Here is a 16136-nt window from a genome sequence, read left to right on the forward strand (position 1 = left end):
TTATTTTTTAGTCTAATTTTGGTATTATGTTTTTTGGATTGTAAGAAAAGTGGAGGAAAAAATGACAGATCAGTATTCAGATAAAAAGATGAAACTTTTTGCATTAAATTCAAATCAACCTTTAGCACAAAAAATTGCAGATACAGTTGGTTTAGAACTAGGAAAATCTAGTGTGAGACGCTTTAGTGATGGTGAAATTCAAATCAATATTGACGAATCCGTTCGTGGTTCAGAAGTCTTTATTGTGCAATCAACAAGCGCACCTGTAAACGATAACTTGATGGAATTATTGATTATGATTGATGCACTACGTCGTGCTTCAGCTAACAGTATTAACTTGGTAATTCCTTACTATGGTTACGCTCGTCAAGACCGTAAATCACGTTCAAGAGAACCTATCACAGCCAAATTAGTGGCTAACATGATTCAAAAAGCAGGTGCAGATCGTGTGTTAGCACTAGATTTACACGCTGCTCAAATTCAAGGATTCTTCGACCTACCTGTGGATCACTTAATGGGTGCCCCATTACTTGCTGATTACTTCTTAAATCAACATTTAGATGAAAACACAGTAGTGGTGTCTCCTGACCACGGTGGTGTTCCTCGTGCACGTCGTTTGGCAGAATTCTTAAAAGCCCCAATTGCAATTATCGATAAACGTCGTCCTAAAGCAAACGTTGCTGAAGTGATGAACATTATTGGTGATGTTAAAGGTAAAAGAGCTATCATTATTGATGATATGATTGATACTGCAGGTACAATTACATTAGCTGCTCAAGCATTGAAAGATGCTGGTGCAACTGAAGTTTATGCAAGTTGTACTCACCCTGTTTTATCAGGTCCAGCAATTGACCGTATTGCAAACTCTGCAATTAAACAACTTGTTGTGACAGATTCAATTAACCTACCACAAGAAAAAATGATCGATAAAATGGTTCAAGTTTCTGTAGGTCCGCTAATTGGAGAAGCGATTAAACGTATTTACGAAGATGAACCCGTAAGTCCATTATTTCAAACACGTTTTCAATCAAAGAAAAAATAAACCAAATTAAAAAAGCTTACTGAGTTTTCTCAGTAAGCTTTTTTGTTAATATTATTTGTTTTGTTGTTTCAACAAGTCGCGAATTTCTTGTAGGTATACTTCTTCTTGACTTGGTTTTGGTTCTGGTTTTGGTTTTTCTTCTTCTTTCTTTCTAAGACTGTTAAAGAACTTAGCGATTAAGAAGACCACAAATGCTGTGATCAAGAAGGCAATGACATCATTTAAGAATTGCCCTACTAAGAAGTTTGCACCTGCAATTGAAAATTGAATATTTGATAAGTCAACCTTGCCCAGAAACAATCCAATAAATGGATTTAACAGATTCTTAGTTAATGAGGTCACAATACTTGAAAAGGCACTACCAATTAAGACCCCAATGGCTAAGTCTAAAACATTCCCACGAGAAATAAATTGTTTAAATTCTTTAAGCATAATTATGCTTCCTCCCTTTGTGAAAGTAGTTCACCATTTTTTATGTAACTTTGAAACGCGTCGTAAATTTCTTGAAGTTCTGGGTCTTGTGAGTCACCTTTAATCATAACTCGAGGAAAGTAGAATCGTTCATCTCCTTCTTGTTTACCAGAAATAGCTTCAACAATTTTACTTAATTTAGAAAGCTCCATCCAATCAGAATCGCTAACCATAATTTCAATCTGAGTTTTAGGTTTCTTTTGATCAGGATGATAGGCATCATAAGGCAAGTCAAAACTATCATTTAATGCCGTATAATAATCAGAATCAAACCCAGCTTTTTCAACGAGCGCTTTCAACTGTTTGATTTGAGGTTTACTTTCGTCGGTGATTTGCACAGATTTAAATGGCTTACGATCGAGGAATTTGCCTGCTAAATCACTTAATATTTTATCATGATGGTAACGTAAAAGCGAAAAATTAGCATTCAATACCCCGTCATCTAAATTTAAATAGTCTTCAAGGGTGAAGTTATGCTCTAAGAAAGGTACGAGCAAATCAGACATGCTGTTTTTAGGGAGTTCGCCTTGTTCATAAACATATTTAGCACGTTCAAGTAAGTGAGTTAAAACTACTTCCATTCCACGTGAAGCAGGGTGGAAATAAACTTGTTGATACATTTGAAATCTAGATAAAATGTAATCTTCAACAGCATGCATCCCATTTTTTTCAAAAGTAATCCCACCTGAATAAGGACGCATGACACGTAAAATACGTGTTAAATCAAACATTCCGTATTGTGTACCTGTCATATAGGCATCTCGTAATAGGTAATCCATACGATCGGCATCAATTTGGCTTGAAATCATTTGAACAACTTGTGGGTTAGGGTAAGTTTTGTTGATAACACTTGCCACTTTTTCAGGAAAATCAGGACTGACTTTTTTTAAGACTTGATTGATTTCTGTTTTTTCAGAGGTAATGATTTCTTGAGTGAATTGTTCATGGTCTGTATGAAAAATGTGTTCAAATGTATGAGAATAAGCACCGTGTCCCACGTCATGAAGCAAAGCAGCAGCTAAAGCAACGATACTTTCGCTATCGTCCCAAAGACCATCACCGGCTTCTTTTGAAGGATAGTTACGATTAAAGTTATTCACAATTTGACGTGTGACTTCATAAACACCAAGTGAGTGAGTAAAACGAGAATGTTCGCCACCATGAAAAGTAAACGCAGCACCGCCAAGTTGACGAATTCGACGAAGACGTTGGAACTCACGAGTGTCGATGAGTTCTAAAATAAATGGGTATTCCACGTGAATATAGTTATGCACAGGGTCGCGTAAAACTTTTTCACGTGGTAATTTTTGGATAGATTGCATTGAGATAATCTCCTTTATATTAGGCATTGTTACGATTAAAATGAGTACTTATAGTTTAACATTTTTAAGATTATTTTGATAAATCATTTTAGGGTTAGACTTGCTGGCTATTGTCTGATATAACTAAGGGGAAACCAGACAAAGGAAAGATAAATTATGGCAAAAGAAGTTCAAGTCTCTTTAATTACACAAGTACACCAAGAAGGTGAAGTTGAAACGTACCAATATGAAGCACCAGGATACCTAGATGTTATATCGGATTCACAAGTATTAACTTATCAAGAAGAATCGGGCGTTCAAGTGGAATTTAGAATTTTTAGTACCTATGTTGAAATGACACGTACTGTAGATGATAAAAATGGGTCAAGTTTGCGTTTTGAACGTCAAAAAACCCATTCAGGTAGTTTTTTAGCACAAGGATTTCCACTAGAATTTACGGTTGAAACTGAGCAATTAGACTTAATCCAGTCGTCAATTGACTCCCAAATGCTCAAAATTGACTATAAATTGTTTAATCATGGTCAAAAAGTTGGGGATTATATGTTAAAATTGATTTTTGAAGCATAGTTTAGTATTATGAAGAGTAGACTTTTGAAAGGACGTGCATCACGTGAAATTGGATGTATTTAATGGCCAAAACGTAGAAGAACTTTCAATGATTGAAGTAGCACATGCAATCTTGGAACAAAGAGGCGAAAAAATGGCCTTTGCTGATTTAGTAAACGAAATTCAACGCTTTTTAAATAAAAGTGACGAAGTTATTCGTGAAGATTTACCACAATTTTATACAGATTTAAATATCGATGGCAGCTTTATTTCACTAGGTGAAAATGTATGGGCACTACGTTCTTGGTATCCATATGATTCCGTTGATGAAGAAGTTAACCACCCAGAAGATGATGACGAGACAACTCGTGATCGTAAACCTAAGAAGGTTAATGCGTTCCTAGCAGCTGTTGAAGATGAAGATATTATCGATTATGATTCTGATGATCCAGAAGATGAAGAATTAGACGTTGAAGACGAAGATTTTGATTCTGAAGACTTAGATGACGACGATAAATCAGACACATTGCCAGACGGTATTGAAGGTAAATTAGCTGATTTAGATGATGATGACGAAGACGAATAATCCAAATTATTAACTTGATTTTTTAACATAAATCTTGTAATATACTTTTTGGGCGTCTTTATAGATACGTCAGCTCCCTGATATTCAGGGAGCTATTTTTGTTTTTCCCTGACTTTTTTAGAAGGAGATTGATTATATGACCAAGTATATTTTTGTAACAGGTGGAGTAGTTTCATCCCTAGGAAAAGGTATTATTGCTTCTTCCTTAGGACGTTTATTAAAGAACCGTGGATTAAAGGTGACAATGCAAAAATTTGATCCTTATATCAATATTGATCCTGGAACAATGAGTCCATACCAACACGGTGAAGTTTTTGTAACTGACGATGGTGCAGAAACTGACTTAGATCTTGGTCATTACGAACGTTTTATTGATATCAATTTAAACCGTTACTCAAACGTTACAACTGGTAAAGTTTATACCGAAGTTCTACAAAAAGAACGTCGTGGCGAATACAATGGGGCAACTGTCCAAGTTATTCCACACATTACCAATATGATTAAAGAAAAAATTATGCGTGCAGCAACAACAACTGATTCAGACGTTATTATTACTGAAATCGGGGGAACTGTTGGAGATATTGAATCAACACCTTTCTTAGAAGCACTAAGACAAATGAAGGCTGATGTTGGTTCTGAAAATGTGATGTACATTCACTCAACTCTAATTCCTTACTTAAAAGCTGCTGGCGAAATGAAAACAAAACCAACACAACACAGTGTTAAAGAACTTCGTGGTATTGGTATCCAACCTAACATGCTTGTTTTAAGAACAGAAAGTCCTGTTGAACAAGAAATGAAAGATAAAATTGCTAACATGACAGACGTACCAGTTGAAGCTGTTGTTGAATCTGTTGATGTCGATAACCTTTACCAAATTCCATTAAACTTACAAGCACAAAACATGGATCAAGTTGTTTTAGATTTCTTACACCTTGATGCACCAGAAGCAGATATGACAGAATGGAAAGCTTTACTTAACCGTGTTCAAAACTTGAAACACAAAACAACGATTACTTTAGTTGGTAAATATGTTGAATTACAAGATGCTTACATTTCTGTTTCTGAAGCTCTAAAACATGCAGGTTATGCTTTTGATTCAGATATTGAAATCAAAAAAGTGCAAGCTGAAGATATTACCAAAGAAAATGTTGCTGATTATCTAAAAGACAGTGATGGTCTAATTGTTCCTGGTGGATTTGGGACACGTGGTCTTGAAGGCATGATTGATGCCATTCAATACGCACGTGAAAATGACATCCCATTCTTTGGTATCTGTTTAGGTATGCAAATGGCTAGTGTTGAATTTGCACGTAATGTTGCGGGTCTAAAAGGTGCTAATACAGCTGAAGTTGATTTTGATATTGAAGATAACATTATCGATTTAATGGCTGACCAAAAAGACCAAGAAAACATTGGGGGAACACTTCGTCTTGGATTATACTCAGCTAAGCTAAAACCAGGTACAAAAACTGCTGAAGCTTACAATAACCAAGATGTCATTCAAGAACGTCACCGTCACCGTTACGAATTCAATAACGAATACCGTGACTTACTTGGCGAAAAAGGCTTGGTATTTTCAGGAACATCTCCAGACAATCGCTTAGTTGAAATTGTGGAAGTTCCAGGTAACAAATTCCATGTTGCTGCTCAATATCACCCAGAATTCATGTCAAGACCAAACCGTCCTGAAGGCTTATTCAAAGCATTCATTAAAGCGGCTTCTGGTTTAGATGAAGTTAATATTTAAAGTTACATTAAAAAGTTGTCGATTTCGACAACTTTTTTTATATCCCGAGTAATACTTATCGTTAATATCTTGTAATTTTTGCGTTTTTCTTATAACATTAAAGTAACGTGCGTCATCAATTATATGACAGCATGGTAATAATAGTTAAAGGACGTTCTTCCTAATGAAAAAAATGATAATCAATGGCGGAAAGGCGTTAAAAGGCGACGTTTATATTGGTGGAGCTAAAAATAGCACAGTGGCGTTAATTCCAGCTGCTATTTTGTCACATACACCTGTTGTCTTGGAGTCTGTTCCCCGTATTCAAGATGTTGACAACTTAATGTCATTGCTACTGGATATGAACGTCACCAGTGATTTTGAACAAACAACTTTAACCATTGACCCAACAAATATCGAACTAAGACCACTACCACATGGTAAAATTAAAAGTCTGCGTGCTTCTTATTACTTTATGGGTGCTTTACTTGGAAGATTTGGTCGTGCAAGCGTTGCGTTTCCTGGAGGAGATGATATTGGTCCAAGACCAATTGATCAACATTTTAAAGGGATGGAATGTTTAGGGGCAAAAGTTGAAAATGTGGCTGGTGAAATCGTTGTATCCGCACCAAAAGAAGGTCTAAAAGGGGCACATATCACACTTGATATGACTTCTGTTGGTGCAACTGTTAATATTATTTTGGCAGCGGTCACAGCTAGTGGCAAAACCGTTTTAGAAAATGCTGCAAAAGAACCAGAAATCATTGATTTAGCTACTTTTCTAAATAACATGGGAGCTAAAATTCGTGGTGCTGGAACAGATACCATTCGTATTGAGGGTGTTGAAAAGTTAGAAGCTAAAAATGCACACACCATCATCCCAGATCGTATTGAAGCTGGAACTTACTTGTCTTTAGCGGCTTGTATTGGTGATGGTGTTTGTTTACACAACATCATCAGTGAGCACTTAGATTCATTTTTGGCTAAAGTAGAGGCTATGGGTGTTAACATGGACGTGAATGAAGATTCTATCTATGTTTATCCTTCGGGTGATTTGAGCATGATTCAAGTCAAAACAATGCCTTACCCAGGTTTTGCAACTGACTTACAGCAACCAATTACCCCACTGTTAATTTCAGCTAAAAGTGGTGAAGGTGTTGTGATTGATACCATTTATCCAAAACGTGTTAAACACATTCGTGAATTGAATAAAATGGGTGCTAAAATTAAAGTTGAAAACGATATTATTTTAGTTCACCCAGGGTCACAATTAACAGGTGCTGAAGTTGTAGCAGATGAAATTCGTGCAGGAGCTTCTTTGATGTTAGCGGGATTAATGGCTGACGGACAGACAGTTATTCATAACGCTGACAACATTTTACGTGGTTATGACCGCGTTGAAGAGAAGTTACGTTTGCTTGGTGCAGATGTGACAGTTTGTGAAGACGATTAAAAAGAGGCTTTGCATTTTTTTTGGAGAGATGTTAATATTTATTGTTGTAATAATTATCTCTAGTTTGGCAGACAAACTAGGGCAAAGGAGAAATGAGCTATGAAGAAAAGCATTCACCCAGAATACCATGAAGTCGTATTTATGGACTCAGCAACAGGTTTCAAATTTGTTTCTGGTTCAACAAAAAGTTCTGATGAAACTGTTGAATTTGAAGGTAAAACATACCCTCTAATTCGTATGGAAATCACATCAGACTCACACCCATTCTACACAGGTAAACAAAAATTTACTCAAGCAGATGGTCGTGTGGACCGTTTCAACAAAAAATACGGTATCAAAGGTTAATTCTGATAATCAAAAAAACACGTTCTTATTTCAAGAACGTGTTTTTTTATGGCTTATTTTATTGTTTTTGATCGCGACGAAGTTCGCGCGTATTGATAGTTACCCAAATTAAATTAATTAAAACAAGTAAACTGGTTGATAAAAAGACGCCCGGATAGCCAAAACTACTAGAAACAAATGAACCAATTAAAGGACCGGCAACATTACCCATCCCTTGAAAAGATTGGTTGTAGCTAAATATTCGCCCAGAAACTTCATGAGGTGAATTTTTAGCAAGTAGTGTTTGTACTTGAGGTAACATCGCAGCATCAGATATCCCAACTAATAATCTTAGTATTCCTAGTTGCCAGACGTTGTGCACAAAGGCTTGTGGAATATATAAGATTAATGCAAAAGCAATCCCACCAATCAGTATTTTTTGCGTTCCGATTTTGTCACCCAATCGACCAAAAAACGGTGCTGCAAACAGTGTTGCGACACCGGGTAATGCAGCAACAATCCCGCTGACAATCGCGACAGTACCATCATTGCCTAACAATTGCCGGACGTATAAACTCAAGATAGGATTAACCGAATTATTAGAAGCTTGGATGATTAAAGTTGTTACAAAAAGACCGATAATCAATTTAGGATAAGGTAGATTTTGAAAAATCTGACGAATATTAAGCACTTTTTGACCTTCTTGAACGGGTCTAAAGTTTTCTTTTACTAGAAAAACAGTTAGTAAAAAGACTAAAAACAAGAGTGTTCCGGTAATGAAAAACGTTACACGATAAGAAAAAGCTTGGGCGACAACCCCACCAAATAAAGGACCTAACAGTGTTCCCGAGACAACACCCGTAGTCATTGTCCCAAGAGCTTGCCCTGATTTTTCTTTTGGGACAGTAGTGGCGATTAGGGCGTTAGCGTTACTAACATAACCAGAAAAGACACCCTGTAAAAGGCGCAAGATAATCAATTGTTGGACATTAGTCACAACTCCCATTAACGCAATAATAATACTCATCCCAAGAGAAGCTCGCAGTAACATTAGGCGTCTACCTTTTGTATCAGCAAGCTTACCCCAAATTGGTGAAACCAATGCCATGACCAAAAAGGTAGAAGAGATGGTAATCCCACTCCAAAAACTTAATTCAGATTGAGAAAAGTCCCCCAGTGTATCAATATACAAACTCATAAAAGGGACGATGATACTAAATCCCATTCCAACCATAAAACAACCGAACCATAAAACCTTCAGGTTTCGCCGCCAATTAGGATCATAAGACGGTGTGACACTTTCAGACATTTGAAATCCTCCTTATCAAAATAATTAATAGTACTATTCTACTGCTTTTATCAGACAAATAACAACAGTAAAATCAGATAGTGCTTTTAATTACTTACTAAACGCAGTATAATGAACGATGTGCAATTTTTATTTTTCACTAGTTCAGGAGTTTTTAAATGAAAATGATGCTTTCAGAGATTGCTAAAGCAATCGATGCAACAATTGATTCCAACCAGGATGTTGAAATCACAGAGGTACAATTTGATAGCCGTCTAATTAACGAAAATGCGTTATTCGTGCCAATTATTGGTGAGCGAGATGGTCATGATTTTGTATTTGCCGCTAAAGATTCTGGTGCAATTGCAACACTTTGGCAAACAGATCACGAAATCCCAGAAGATTTGGGATTAGCTGTTTTAAAAGTGGATGATTGTCTGGCAGCTCTTCAAAAATTAGCGAAATATTATTTACAAAAAGTTAATCCAAAAGTTGTTGCTGTAACGGGTAGCAATGGAAAAACGACAACAAAAGATATGATTCGTGATGTTTTGTCGACACAGTTTAATGTTCACGCAACAGAAGGTAACTTTAATAATGAGATTGGGGTTCCCATGACCATTTTGAATATGAAGATTAATACCGAAATGTTAGTGTGTGAAATGGGGATGGACCGTCCAGGTCAGCTAACTCAACTTAGCCAAATCGTTTCTCCAGATGTTGCTGTGATTACGATGATAGGAGAAGCGCATCTTGAATTTTTTGGAACACGTGAAAAAATCGCGCAAGCCAAAATGGAAATTACTTCTTACTTAAAAGAGGATGGTTACTTAATTTATAATGGAGACGAGCCGTTACTTAATAACTTGGCTCAAAACATTGAACAAGACAAATTAACTTTTGGTTTTGAAAATACCAACCATCTTTATGCAACAAATGTTGAAACAAAGCAAAAGCAAATGAAGTTCCAAACCAACCTTGATGAAGAGATTAACTTTACTTTACCTGTAATTGGTAAACACAATGTATCCAATGCATTAGCTGCGATTGTTGTGGGTGAAGTACTGCAAATTGAACCTTCAAATATGCAAGACGCGTTGAGTCATTTTAATTTGACTAAAGACCGTATGCAATGGTTAGAAGGGGATGCAGGAGAAGAGATTATGAGTGATATCTATAACTCTAATCCAACCGCTACTAGAGCTTCGTTAAGTGCTTTTTCTAATGTTTCATTAGCTAATGAAACTAACCAACGCATTGTTGTGTTAGCTGATATGCTTGAATTGGGTGAACAAGGCCCAGAATTACACGCGAACCTCGTGACCGCGTTTTCAAAAGACGCCATTAACCAGGTTTATTTATATGGCCCATTAATGGCCAATTTATATGATCAGCTAATCAAAATTTATCCTGAAACCCACTTGCATTACTATGATATCGATCATAAGCAACAATTAATTCAGGATTTACAAGCAACGATTCATGCAGGTGACCTTGTTTTATTAAAAGGTAGTCATGGGTTGCATTTGAGTGAAGTTTTACAGGCACTTTTATAAAAAGTAGCCAAATTAGGAGGATATTTTTTGAAATTTGATGAATTAAATTTGAACTCGGAGATACTACAATCGATTAAACGTGCTGGATTTGAAGAAGCAACACCTATCCAAGCTCAAACGATTCCTTTAGTACTTGAAGGAAAAGATGTTATCGGCCAAGCTCAAACAGGTACAGGGAAAACTGCTGCTTTTGGTTTACCCGTTTTACAAGAATTAAAACCCAATACAGGTAAAGTACAAGCTATCGTAATTTCACCAACACGTGAACTTGCAATTCAAACACAAGAAGAACTTTACCGCTTAGGTCGTGATAACAAAGCACGTGTGCAAGTTGTTTATGGTGGATCAGATATTTCACGTCAAATCCGCTCACTAAAACAAGCACCTGATATTTTAGTTGGTACTCCAGGACGTTTACTTGACCACATTAAACGTCGTACAGTTGATTTAAGTCAAGTCCAACACGTTGTGTTAGATGAAGCTGATGAAATGCTAGACATGGGATTTGTGGAAGATATTGAAAGTATCTTAAGCAACGTTCCAAGTGAACATCAAACCTTACTATTTTCAGCCACAATGCCAAAACCAATCATGCGAATTGCAGAAAAATTCATGCAAGACCCTGAAATTGTGCAAGTAAAATCAAAGAACTTAACTGCTGATAAAATTGAACAATACTATATTCGTTGTAAAGAATTTGAAAAATTCGATATTATGACACGTCTATTTGATGTTCAAAACCCAGAATTGACTGTGTTATTTGGTCGTACAAAACGTCGTGTTGATGAATTAACTAAAGGACTACAAATGCGTGGTTTTAACGCTGAAGGAATCCATGGTGATTTATCTCAACAAAAACGTATGTCTGTTTTACGCCAATTTAAAGCAGGTAAACTAGATATCTTAGTCGCAACTGACGTTGCTGCTCGTGGATTAGATGTTTCAGGCGTTACTCACGTTTACAACTACGATATTCCACAAGACCCAGAAAGCTATGTTCACCGTATTGGTCGTACAGGTCGTGCTGGTAAAGATGGTGTAAGTGTAACCTTTGTAACAGGTAATGAAATGAGTTACCTACGTTCTATTGAAGGGTTAACTAAGAAGAAAGTATTACCTTTAGCACCACCTTCAGCAGAAGAAGCTTTCAAAGGCCAACTAGATAAATCATTAGATCATATCAAATCATTACTTGGTAATGCTAAGAGCCTTTCAAAATATGAAGCAAGTGCTGAACAATTATTGACAGAATACGATGCAAAAGAACTAGTTTCTGCTTTACTTAAAGAAGTTACTAAAGATCCATCAGATGTTCCTGTTAAAATTACTTCAGAACGTCCACTACCAAACAAAAACCGTGGCGGTGGTCGCGGTGGCAACCGTCGTCGTAATAACAACGGTGGTCGTCGTCGTAATAACGATCGTCGTGGCGGAGACCGTAACCGCGGTGGAAACCGTAATCGTAACAATGATCGTCGTAAGAATAACGATCGCCGTGGTGGTAATGGCAACGGTAATCACAAGAAAAATCAAAATCAATCAAAAAGCGGTAACTTTACAATCCGTAAAAAATAATTAAGAAAAGAATTGGAAGTTATTTCCAATTCTTTTTTAGTTTAGTATTGTATGTGTGCAAGAAAGAAGGCTTTTGCTAAAATGATTATTGGATTAGGCATTGATATTACGCCACTAGAACGGATTGAGCGTGCCTATCAACGCAATGCCCGTTTTGCTAAACGAATTTTAACAACTAAAGAATATGAAAAATTTATAACTTGTACTGAGAAAGAAAAAATCCGTTATTTAGCAGGTCGTTTTTCTGTTAAGGAGTCTTTTTCAAAAGCTTATGGCACAGGAATTGGTGCAGTGAGACTGCAAGATATTGAAACACTTAGTGATAGTCGTGGGAAGCCAATTACAACAGTCAAAAACTTCTCTCAAAAAATTCATGTTTCGATTTCTCACTCAGATACTGATGTGATATCACAAGTTATATTGGAGGATTTACATGATAATTGCAACTAATCGACATGCACAGGTGAACGTTAATCTGGGAGCAATTAAACAAAATGTTAAGCGTCAAATCGACTCTTTTGATAAAGATGTGGATGTGTTTGGTGTGGTCAAAGCCAATGGTTATGGTCATGGGATGGTACCTGTTGCTCAAGCTATTTTACAAGCAGGGGCCAAAGGGCTTTGTGTGGCGATGATTGATGAAGCACTTGAACTTAGACAGCAAGGGATATTATGTCCGATTTTAGTATTAGGTATTCAAGAACCAAGCTTAGCTGCTTTAGCCGCTGAATATAATATTTCACTGCCCGTTGGAGACCTTAATTGGTTGAAACAAGCAAGTAGTTACTTGAAACCTGCTCAACAACTTAAAATCCATCTAGCTGTGGATTCAGGAATGGGTCGTATCGGGTTTATGGAGGCTAGTCAGATGCCTGAAATTGAGGATTATCTATTGAATCATCAAAATCAGTTTGAAGTTGAAGGGTTATTTACGCATTTTGCAACAGCTGATGAAGCAGATGATACTTATTTTAATTATCAAGTTAGTCGCTTTAATGCAGTTAAAAAAGATTTGCGTCTTAAGCCCAAATATATTCATATGACTAATAGTGCGACTAGTTTGTTTCATCATGAGGTGCATGGCAATATGGTTAGGATTGGAATTGGATTTTATGGGTTAAATCCTTCAAGTAGTCCAAGTGCTCCAGATTTAGCCTTACCTTACGATTTGACACCCGCTTTATCTTTAACGAGTGAACTTGTTTTTGTTAAAGAAATTACGCCTAAAATGGGAGTTAGTTATGGGGCAACTTATCAAGCTGACGAAAATCAATGGATAGGAACTATTCCAGTTGGTTATGCAGATGGCTGGTCACGAAAAATGCAAGGATTCAAAGTTAAAGTTGGCGATGAGTATTGTCCGATTGTTGGTCGAGTATGTATGGATCAATTTATGGTTAAACTAAGTAAGCCATATCCTGTCGGAACTCAAGTTACTTTGATTTCCGATAATCCAAATGATTCAAATAGTGTGACAAAAGTAGCTGATTATTTAGATACAATTCACTATGAAGTGATTTGTGGTTTGACGCCACGCTTGAAAAGGGTATACCATAACAGTATAGAATCGGAGTAAAAGGAGTATTATGATGTCGGATACACGTGCTATTTCGATTGAAATTGATCAATCTTGGCAAGGTGCAATGAATATTTATTGCGATTCTCATCAAATGAGTAATGATAAATTTATGCGATTAGCCATTGAAGAATATTTAGTAAACCATGAACCAGTTGTGTCAGAATTTGCTAAGGGTTATCAACAAATGGGTAAAATTAATCGTGAGATTTGTCATGAATTTGATGCTTGTGAAAAAGAATTAGATGTTGAATTATAAGTCCCAACCGATGATGAAAAAAACAAAGGAAGATTAGGATGGCTAAACATATCAAACGGGGGGATGTTTACTATGCCGAACTGTCACCTGTTGTAGGTAGTGAACAGGGTGGACTTAGACCGGTTTTGATTATCCAAAATGATATTGGAAATCGCTATAGCCCAACAGTTATTGTCGCAGCAATTACGACAAGGATTCAAAAACCAAAAATGCCAACACATATCGCTTTTGAACCGCAAGGCAAAATTGACTATCCTTCGGTCATTTTACTTGAACAAATTCGAACGATTGATAAAACAAGACTGAAAGACTTAGTTGCTGAACTTTCAGATGAAAAAATGCAAGAAGTAAACCAAGCACTATCAATTAGTATTGGTCTTGAAAGTCCTTCGTTTTCCAAAAAAGTGAAAGTAAAATAAACATAAAAAAATCGCCTAGATTAAGTTCTAGGCGATTTTTTAATTGTCTTCTGTAATTTCATCAGGTGAAATTTCGTTATCACGGATTGTTTGACCAGTTTGAAGGTCTTCAACACTTGGTACAGCAAACCCTTTTTTCTCTAGCTTATCAATGATAATATCTAGTTTTTCAGTTGTAATCCCAGCAGGTAATGTAATTAAAGTTCTTCTAATTAAATCATTTTTGTTAGCGTCAAGCACTACACAACCGGCAATTGAAGAATATTTCGATACAATTTTTGTCATTTTAGCTAGTTCCCCTTGTTCACCAGCGGATAAAATGGTTAACACATAGCTACCGACATGAATGTTCCAAGCATCTGATAACATACTCAATAATTTAGCGTGAGTTAAGATACCATAGAAGTGATTTTCTTCATCTAAAACAGCGATGTAAGGTAAGTCCTTAATGTTGAAAAAGATTTGGAAGAAAGGTGAGTTAACTTGGATTGTCTTGGTTGCATTTTTAAGTAGGTGAGTAACAGGTAAGGTCATATCACCACCACGAGATTTGTGACGGTAGATGTGCATCTTATAAATATTACCTCGGAAGATTTTACCAGAATCGTCTACAATGGGCACACAACGATAACCAGACTCTTCAAGAATAGTTAGGGCTTCTTCAAGTGTGGCTTTTTCGTTAATTGTAGTTAAAAATTCTTTTTTTAAGACAAGTGATTTTAAAAGCATAATAGCTCCTTTCAAACTTTTGGTTGATAAGTTAAAGCTTACCACAATTTGTATTAATGATAAATGAGTCTATCATTAAATATAGGCGATGTTTTGACTAAAAGCAAGCGAAAAGCACAAAAAAATAGCCAAGCACAAGACTTGGCTATTTTTTAAATCTTAAATTAAAGATTATTGACGACCTTCGATACCTGTTTCAGCGAAACCTTTTTCAACAATTTCTTTCAATTGTTTAGCTGAAGCGTGCATGTTTTGTGATTCTTCGTCATTTAAAGGCATTTCAATGATTTGTTTGATACCTTTACGTCCGATAACTGCTGGAGCACCGATAAAGATATCGTTAACGCCGTATTGACCTTCCATAAATACTGAAAGAGGTAATACTGAGTTTTCGTCATTGAAGATAGCTTTAGTAATACGAGCTAATGAAGCACCAATTCCGTAGAATGTAGCACCTTTCATGTTAATGATTTTGTATGCTGCATCACGAACATCTTCGTAGATTTCTGTTAAACGACTTTCTTCGATGTCGTTTTGAGCTTTAACCCAGTCAGTAACTTTAACGCCACCAACATTTGCGTGTGACCAAGCAACGAATTCTGTATCACCGTGTTCACCTAACATGTAAGCGTGAACTGATTGAGGGTTAACGTTCATCATGTCACCGATTCTTTGACGTAGACGAGCACTATCTAGAGATGTACCTGAACCAATAACGCGTTCTTTAGGGAAACCTGAAAGTTTCCATGTAGCGTATGTCAAGATATCAACAGGGTTAGCTGCAACTAGGAATAGTCCATCAAAACCTGATTCAACGATAGGATCCACGATTGATTTCAAAATCTTTAAGTTTTTACTTACAAGATCTAAACGAGTTTCACCTGGTTTTTGAGGAGCACCAGCTGTAATAACAACTAAGTCTGCATCTTTTGCATCTGAATATTCAGCAGAGTAAATTGTTTTAGGAGCTGTGTATGCTAAGGCATCAGATAAATCGATGGCATCCCCTTTAGTTTTGTCTTTAGCGATATCTACGATACCGATTTCTTGAGCAATCCCTTGGTTTACCATTGAGTAAGCGTAACTTGAACCTACTGCACCGTCACCAACAAGAATAACTTTTTGACGTTCTGTTTGTGTTGCCAAGATTAATCATCCTTTCGAGTAATAATTATTTATTCATCTATATAATAACATATTTTAAAAATCCTATCTGCATATAAAAATTTTTTTCGAAATTTTTTTGAGATTCTTTTAAAGC

General features: G+C 36.4%; 17 protein-coding genes. 12 read left to right on the top strand and 5 right to left on the bottom strand.

What is annotated here, in order from left to right; translation table 11 throughout:
- Positions 1–61 precede the first annotated feature (61 nt).
- On the top strand, positions 62–1042 hold the full coding sequence (locus R4Y45_RS02280) for a ribose-phosphate diphosphokinase (RefSeq protein WP_056974618.1): 981 nt from the start codon (positions 62–64) through the stop codon (positions 1040–1042).
- 51 nt (positions 1043–1093) lie between these two features.
- On the opposite strand, the gene mscL is transcribed toward R4Y45_RS02280, so the two are convergent.
- Positions 1094–1474 carry a large-conductance mechanosensitive channel protein MscL gene (gene mscL / locus R4Y45_RS02285; RefSeq protein WP_339968869.1) on the bottom strand — a complete coding sequence of 127 codons (381 nt, stop codon included), beginning with the start codon at positions 1472–1474 and terminating at the stop codon, positions 1094–1096.
- A 2-nt stretch (positions 1475–1476) separates the two neighbouring features.
- On the bottom strand, positions 1477–2835 hold the full coding sequence (locus R4Y45_RS02290) for an HD domain-containing protein (RefSeq protein WP_339968871.1): 1359 nt from the start codon (positions 2833–2835) through the stop codon (positions 1477–1479).
- 156 nt (positions 2836–2991) lie between these two features.
- Here R4Y45_RS02290 and R4Y45_RS02295 point away from each other — a divergent pair, with 156 nt between their 5' ends.
- The 5 genes from R4Y45_RS02295 (at position 2992) to R4Y45_RS02315 (ending at position 7494) form a co-directional block, all read left to right on the top strand.
- Positions 2992–3402, top strand: a complete 411-nt coding sequence (locus R4Y45_RS02295) for a DUF1934 family protein (RefSeq protein WP_339968873.1) — start codon at positions 2992–2994, stop codon at positions 3400–3402.
- Positions 3403–3445: 43 nt separating this feature from the next.
- Positions 3446–3967 (top strand): DNA-directed RNA polymerase subunit delta, encoded by a 522-nt coding sequence (rpoE, locus tag R4Y45_RS02300; protein WP_339968875.1) that lies wholly within the window; start codon positions 3446–3448, stop codon positions 3965–3967.
- 136 nt (positions 3968–4103) lie between these two features.
- Positions 4104–5717 carry a CTP synthase gene (locus R4Y45_RS02305; protein WP_339968877.1) on the top strand — a complete coding sequence of 538 codons (1614 nt, stop codon included), beginning with the start codon at positions 4104–4106 and terminating at the stop codon, positions 5715–5717.
- Between the two features lie 163 nt (positions 5718–5880).
- Positions 5881–7149 carry a UDP-N-acetylglucosamine 1-carboxyvinyltransferase gene (locus tag R4Y45_RS02310; protein ID WP_339968879.1) on the top strand — a complete coding sequence of 423 codons (1269 nt, stop codon included), beginning with the start codon at positions 5881–5883 and terminating at the stop codon, positions 7147–7149.
- 99 nt (positions 7150–7248) lie between these two features.
- A complete protein-coding gene (locus R4Y45_RS02315) occupies positions 7249–7494 on the top strand; it encodes a type B 50S ribosomal protein L31 (RefSeq protein ID WP_339968881.1) in 246 nt (81 codons plus the stop codon).
- Between the two features lie 58 nt (positions 7495–7552).
- Here the strand turns inward: R4Y45_RS02315 and R4Y45_RS02320 are convergent, their stop codons facing one another.
- On the bottom strand, positions 7553–8782 hold the full coding sequence (locus R4Y45_RS02320) for a multidrug efflux MFS transporter (protein ID WP_339968883.1): 1230 nt from the start codon (positions 8780–8782) through the stop codon (positions 7553–7555).
- A gap of 158 nt (positions 8783–8940) precedes the next feature.
- Between R4Y45_RS02320 and R4Y45_RS02325 the strand changes: the two genes are divergently transcribed.
- The 6 genes from R4Y45_RS02325 to R4Y45_RS02350 all read left to right on the top strand — a co-directional run bounded on the left by R4Y45_RS02325 (position 8941) and on the right by R4Y45_RS02350 (position 14146).
- Positions 8941–10317 (top strand): UDP-N-acetylmuramoyl-tripeptide--D-alanyl-D-alanine ligase, encoded by a 1377-nt coding sequence (locus R4Y45_RS02325; protein ID WP_339968884.1) that lies wholly within the window; start codon positions 8941–8943, stop codon positions 10315–10317.
- Between the two features lie 27 nt (positions 10318–10344).
- Positions 10345–11892 carry a DEAD/DEAH box helicase gene (locus R4Y45_RS02330; protein WP_339968885.1) on the top strand — a complete coding sequence of 516 codons (1548 nt, stop codon included), beginning with the start codon at positions 10345–10347 and terminating at the stop codon, positions 11890–11892.
- An 81-nt stretch (positions 11893–11973) separates the two neighbouring features.
- A complete protein-coding gene (gene acpS, locus R4Y45_RS02335; RefSeq protein ID WP_339970240.1) occupies positions 11974–12342 on the top strand; it encodes a holo-ACP synthase in 369 nt (122 codons plus the stop codon).
- Complete coding sequence (alr, locus tag R4Y45_RS02340; protein WP_339968886.1) at positions 12326–13468, top strand: alanine racemase; 1143 nt, start codon at positions 12326–12328, stop codon at positions 13466–13468. The genes acpS and alr overlap by 17 nt, the downstream gene beginning before the upstream one ends.
- A 13-nt stretch (positions 13469–13481) precedes the next feature.
- A complete protein-coding gene (locus R4Y45_RS02345; protein ID WP_339968888.1) occupies positions 13482–13727 on the top strand; it encodes a hypothetical protein in 246 nt (81 codons plus the stop codon).
- A 38-nt stretch (positions 13728–13765) separates the two neighbouring features.
- Positions 13766–14146 (top strand): type II toxin-antitoxin system PemK/MazF family toxin, encoded by a 381-nt coding sequence (locus tag R4Y45_RS02350; protein ID WP_339968890.1) that lies wholly within the window; start codon positions 13766–13768, stop codon positions 14144–14146.
- 39 nt (positions 14147–14185) lie between these two features.
- Here R4Y45_RS02350 and cbpA read toward each other — a convergent pair whose 3' ends face one another.
- Positions 14186–14875 carry a cyclic di-AMP binding protein CbpA gene (gene cbpA, locus R4Y45_RS02355; protein WP_339968892.1) on the bottom strand — a complete coding sequence of 230 codons (690 nt, stop codon included), beginning with the start codon at positions 14873–14875 and terminating at the stop codon, positions 14186–14188.
- 171 nt (positions 14876–15046) lie between these two features.
- Positions 15047–16021, bottom strand: a complete 975-nt coding sequence (locus R4Y45_RS02360; protein WP_339968894.1) for an L-lactate dehydrogenase — start codon at positions 16019–16021, stop codon at positions 15047–15049.
- Between the last annotated feature and the right edge of the window lie 115 nt (positions 16022–16136).

The organism is Holzapfeliella saturejae, from assembly GCF_037546065.1.
Classification (GTDB): Bacteria; Bacillota; Bacilli; order Lactobacillales; family Lactobacillaceae; genus Holzapfeliella; species Holzapfeliella saturejae.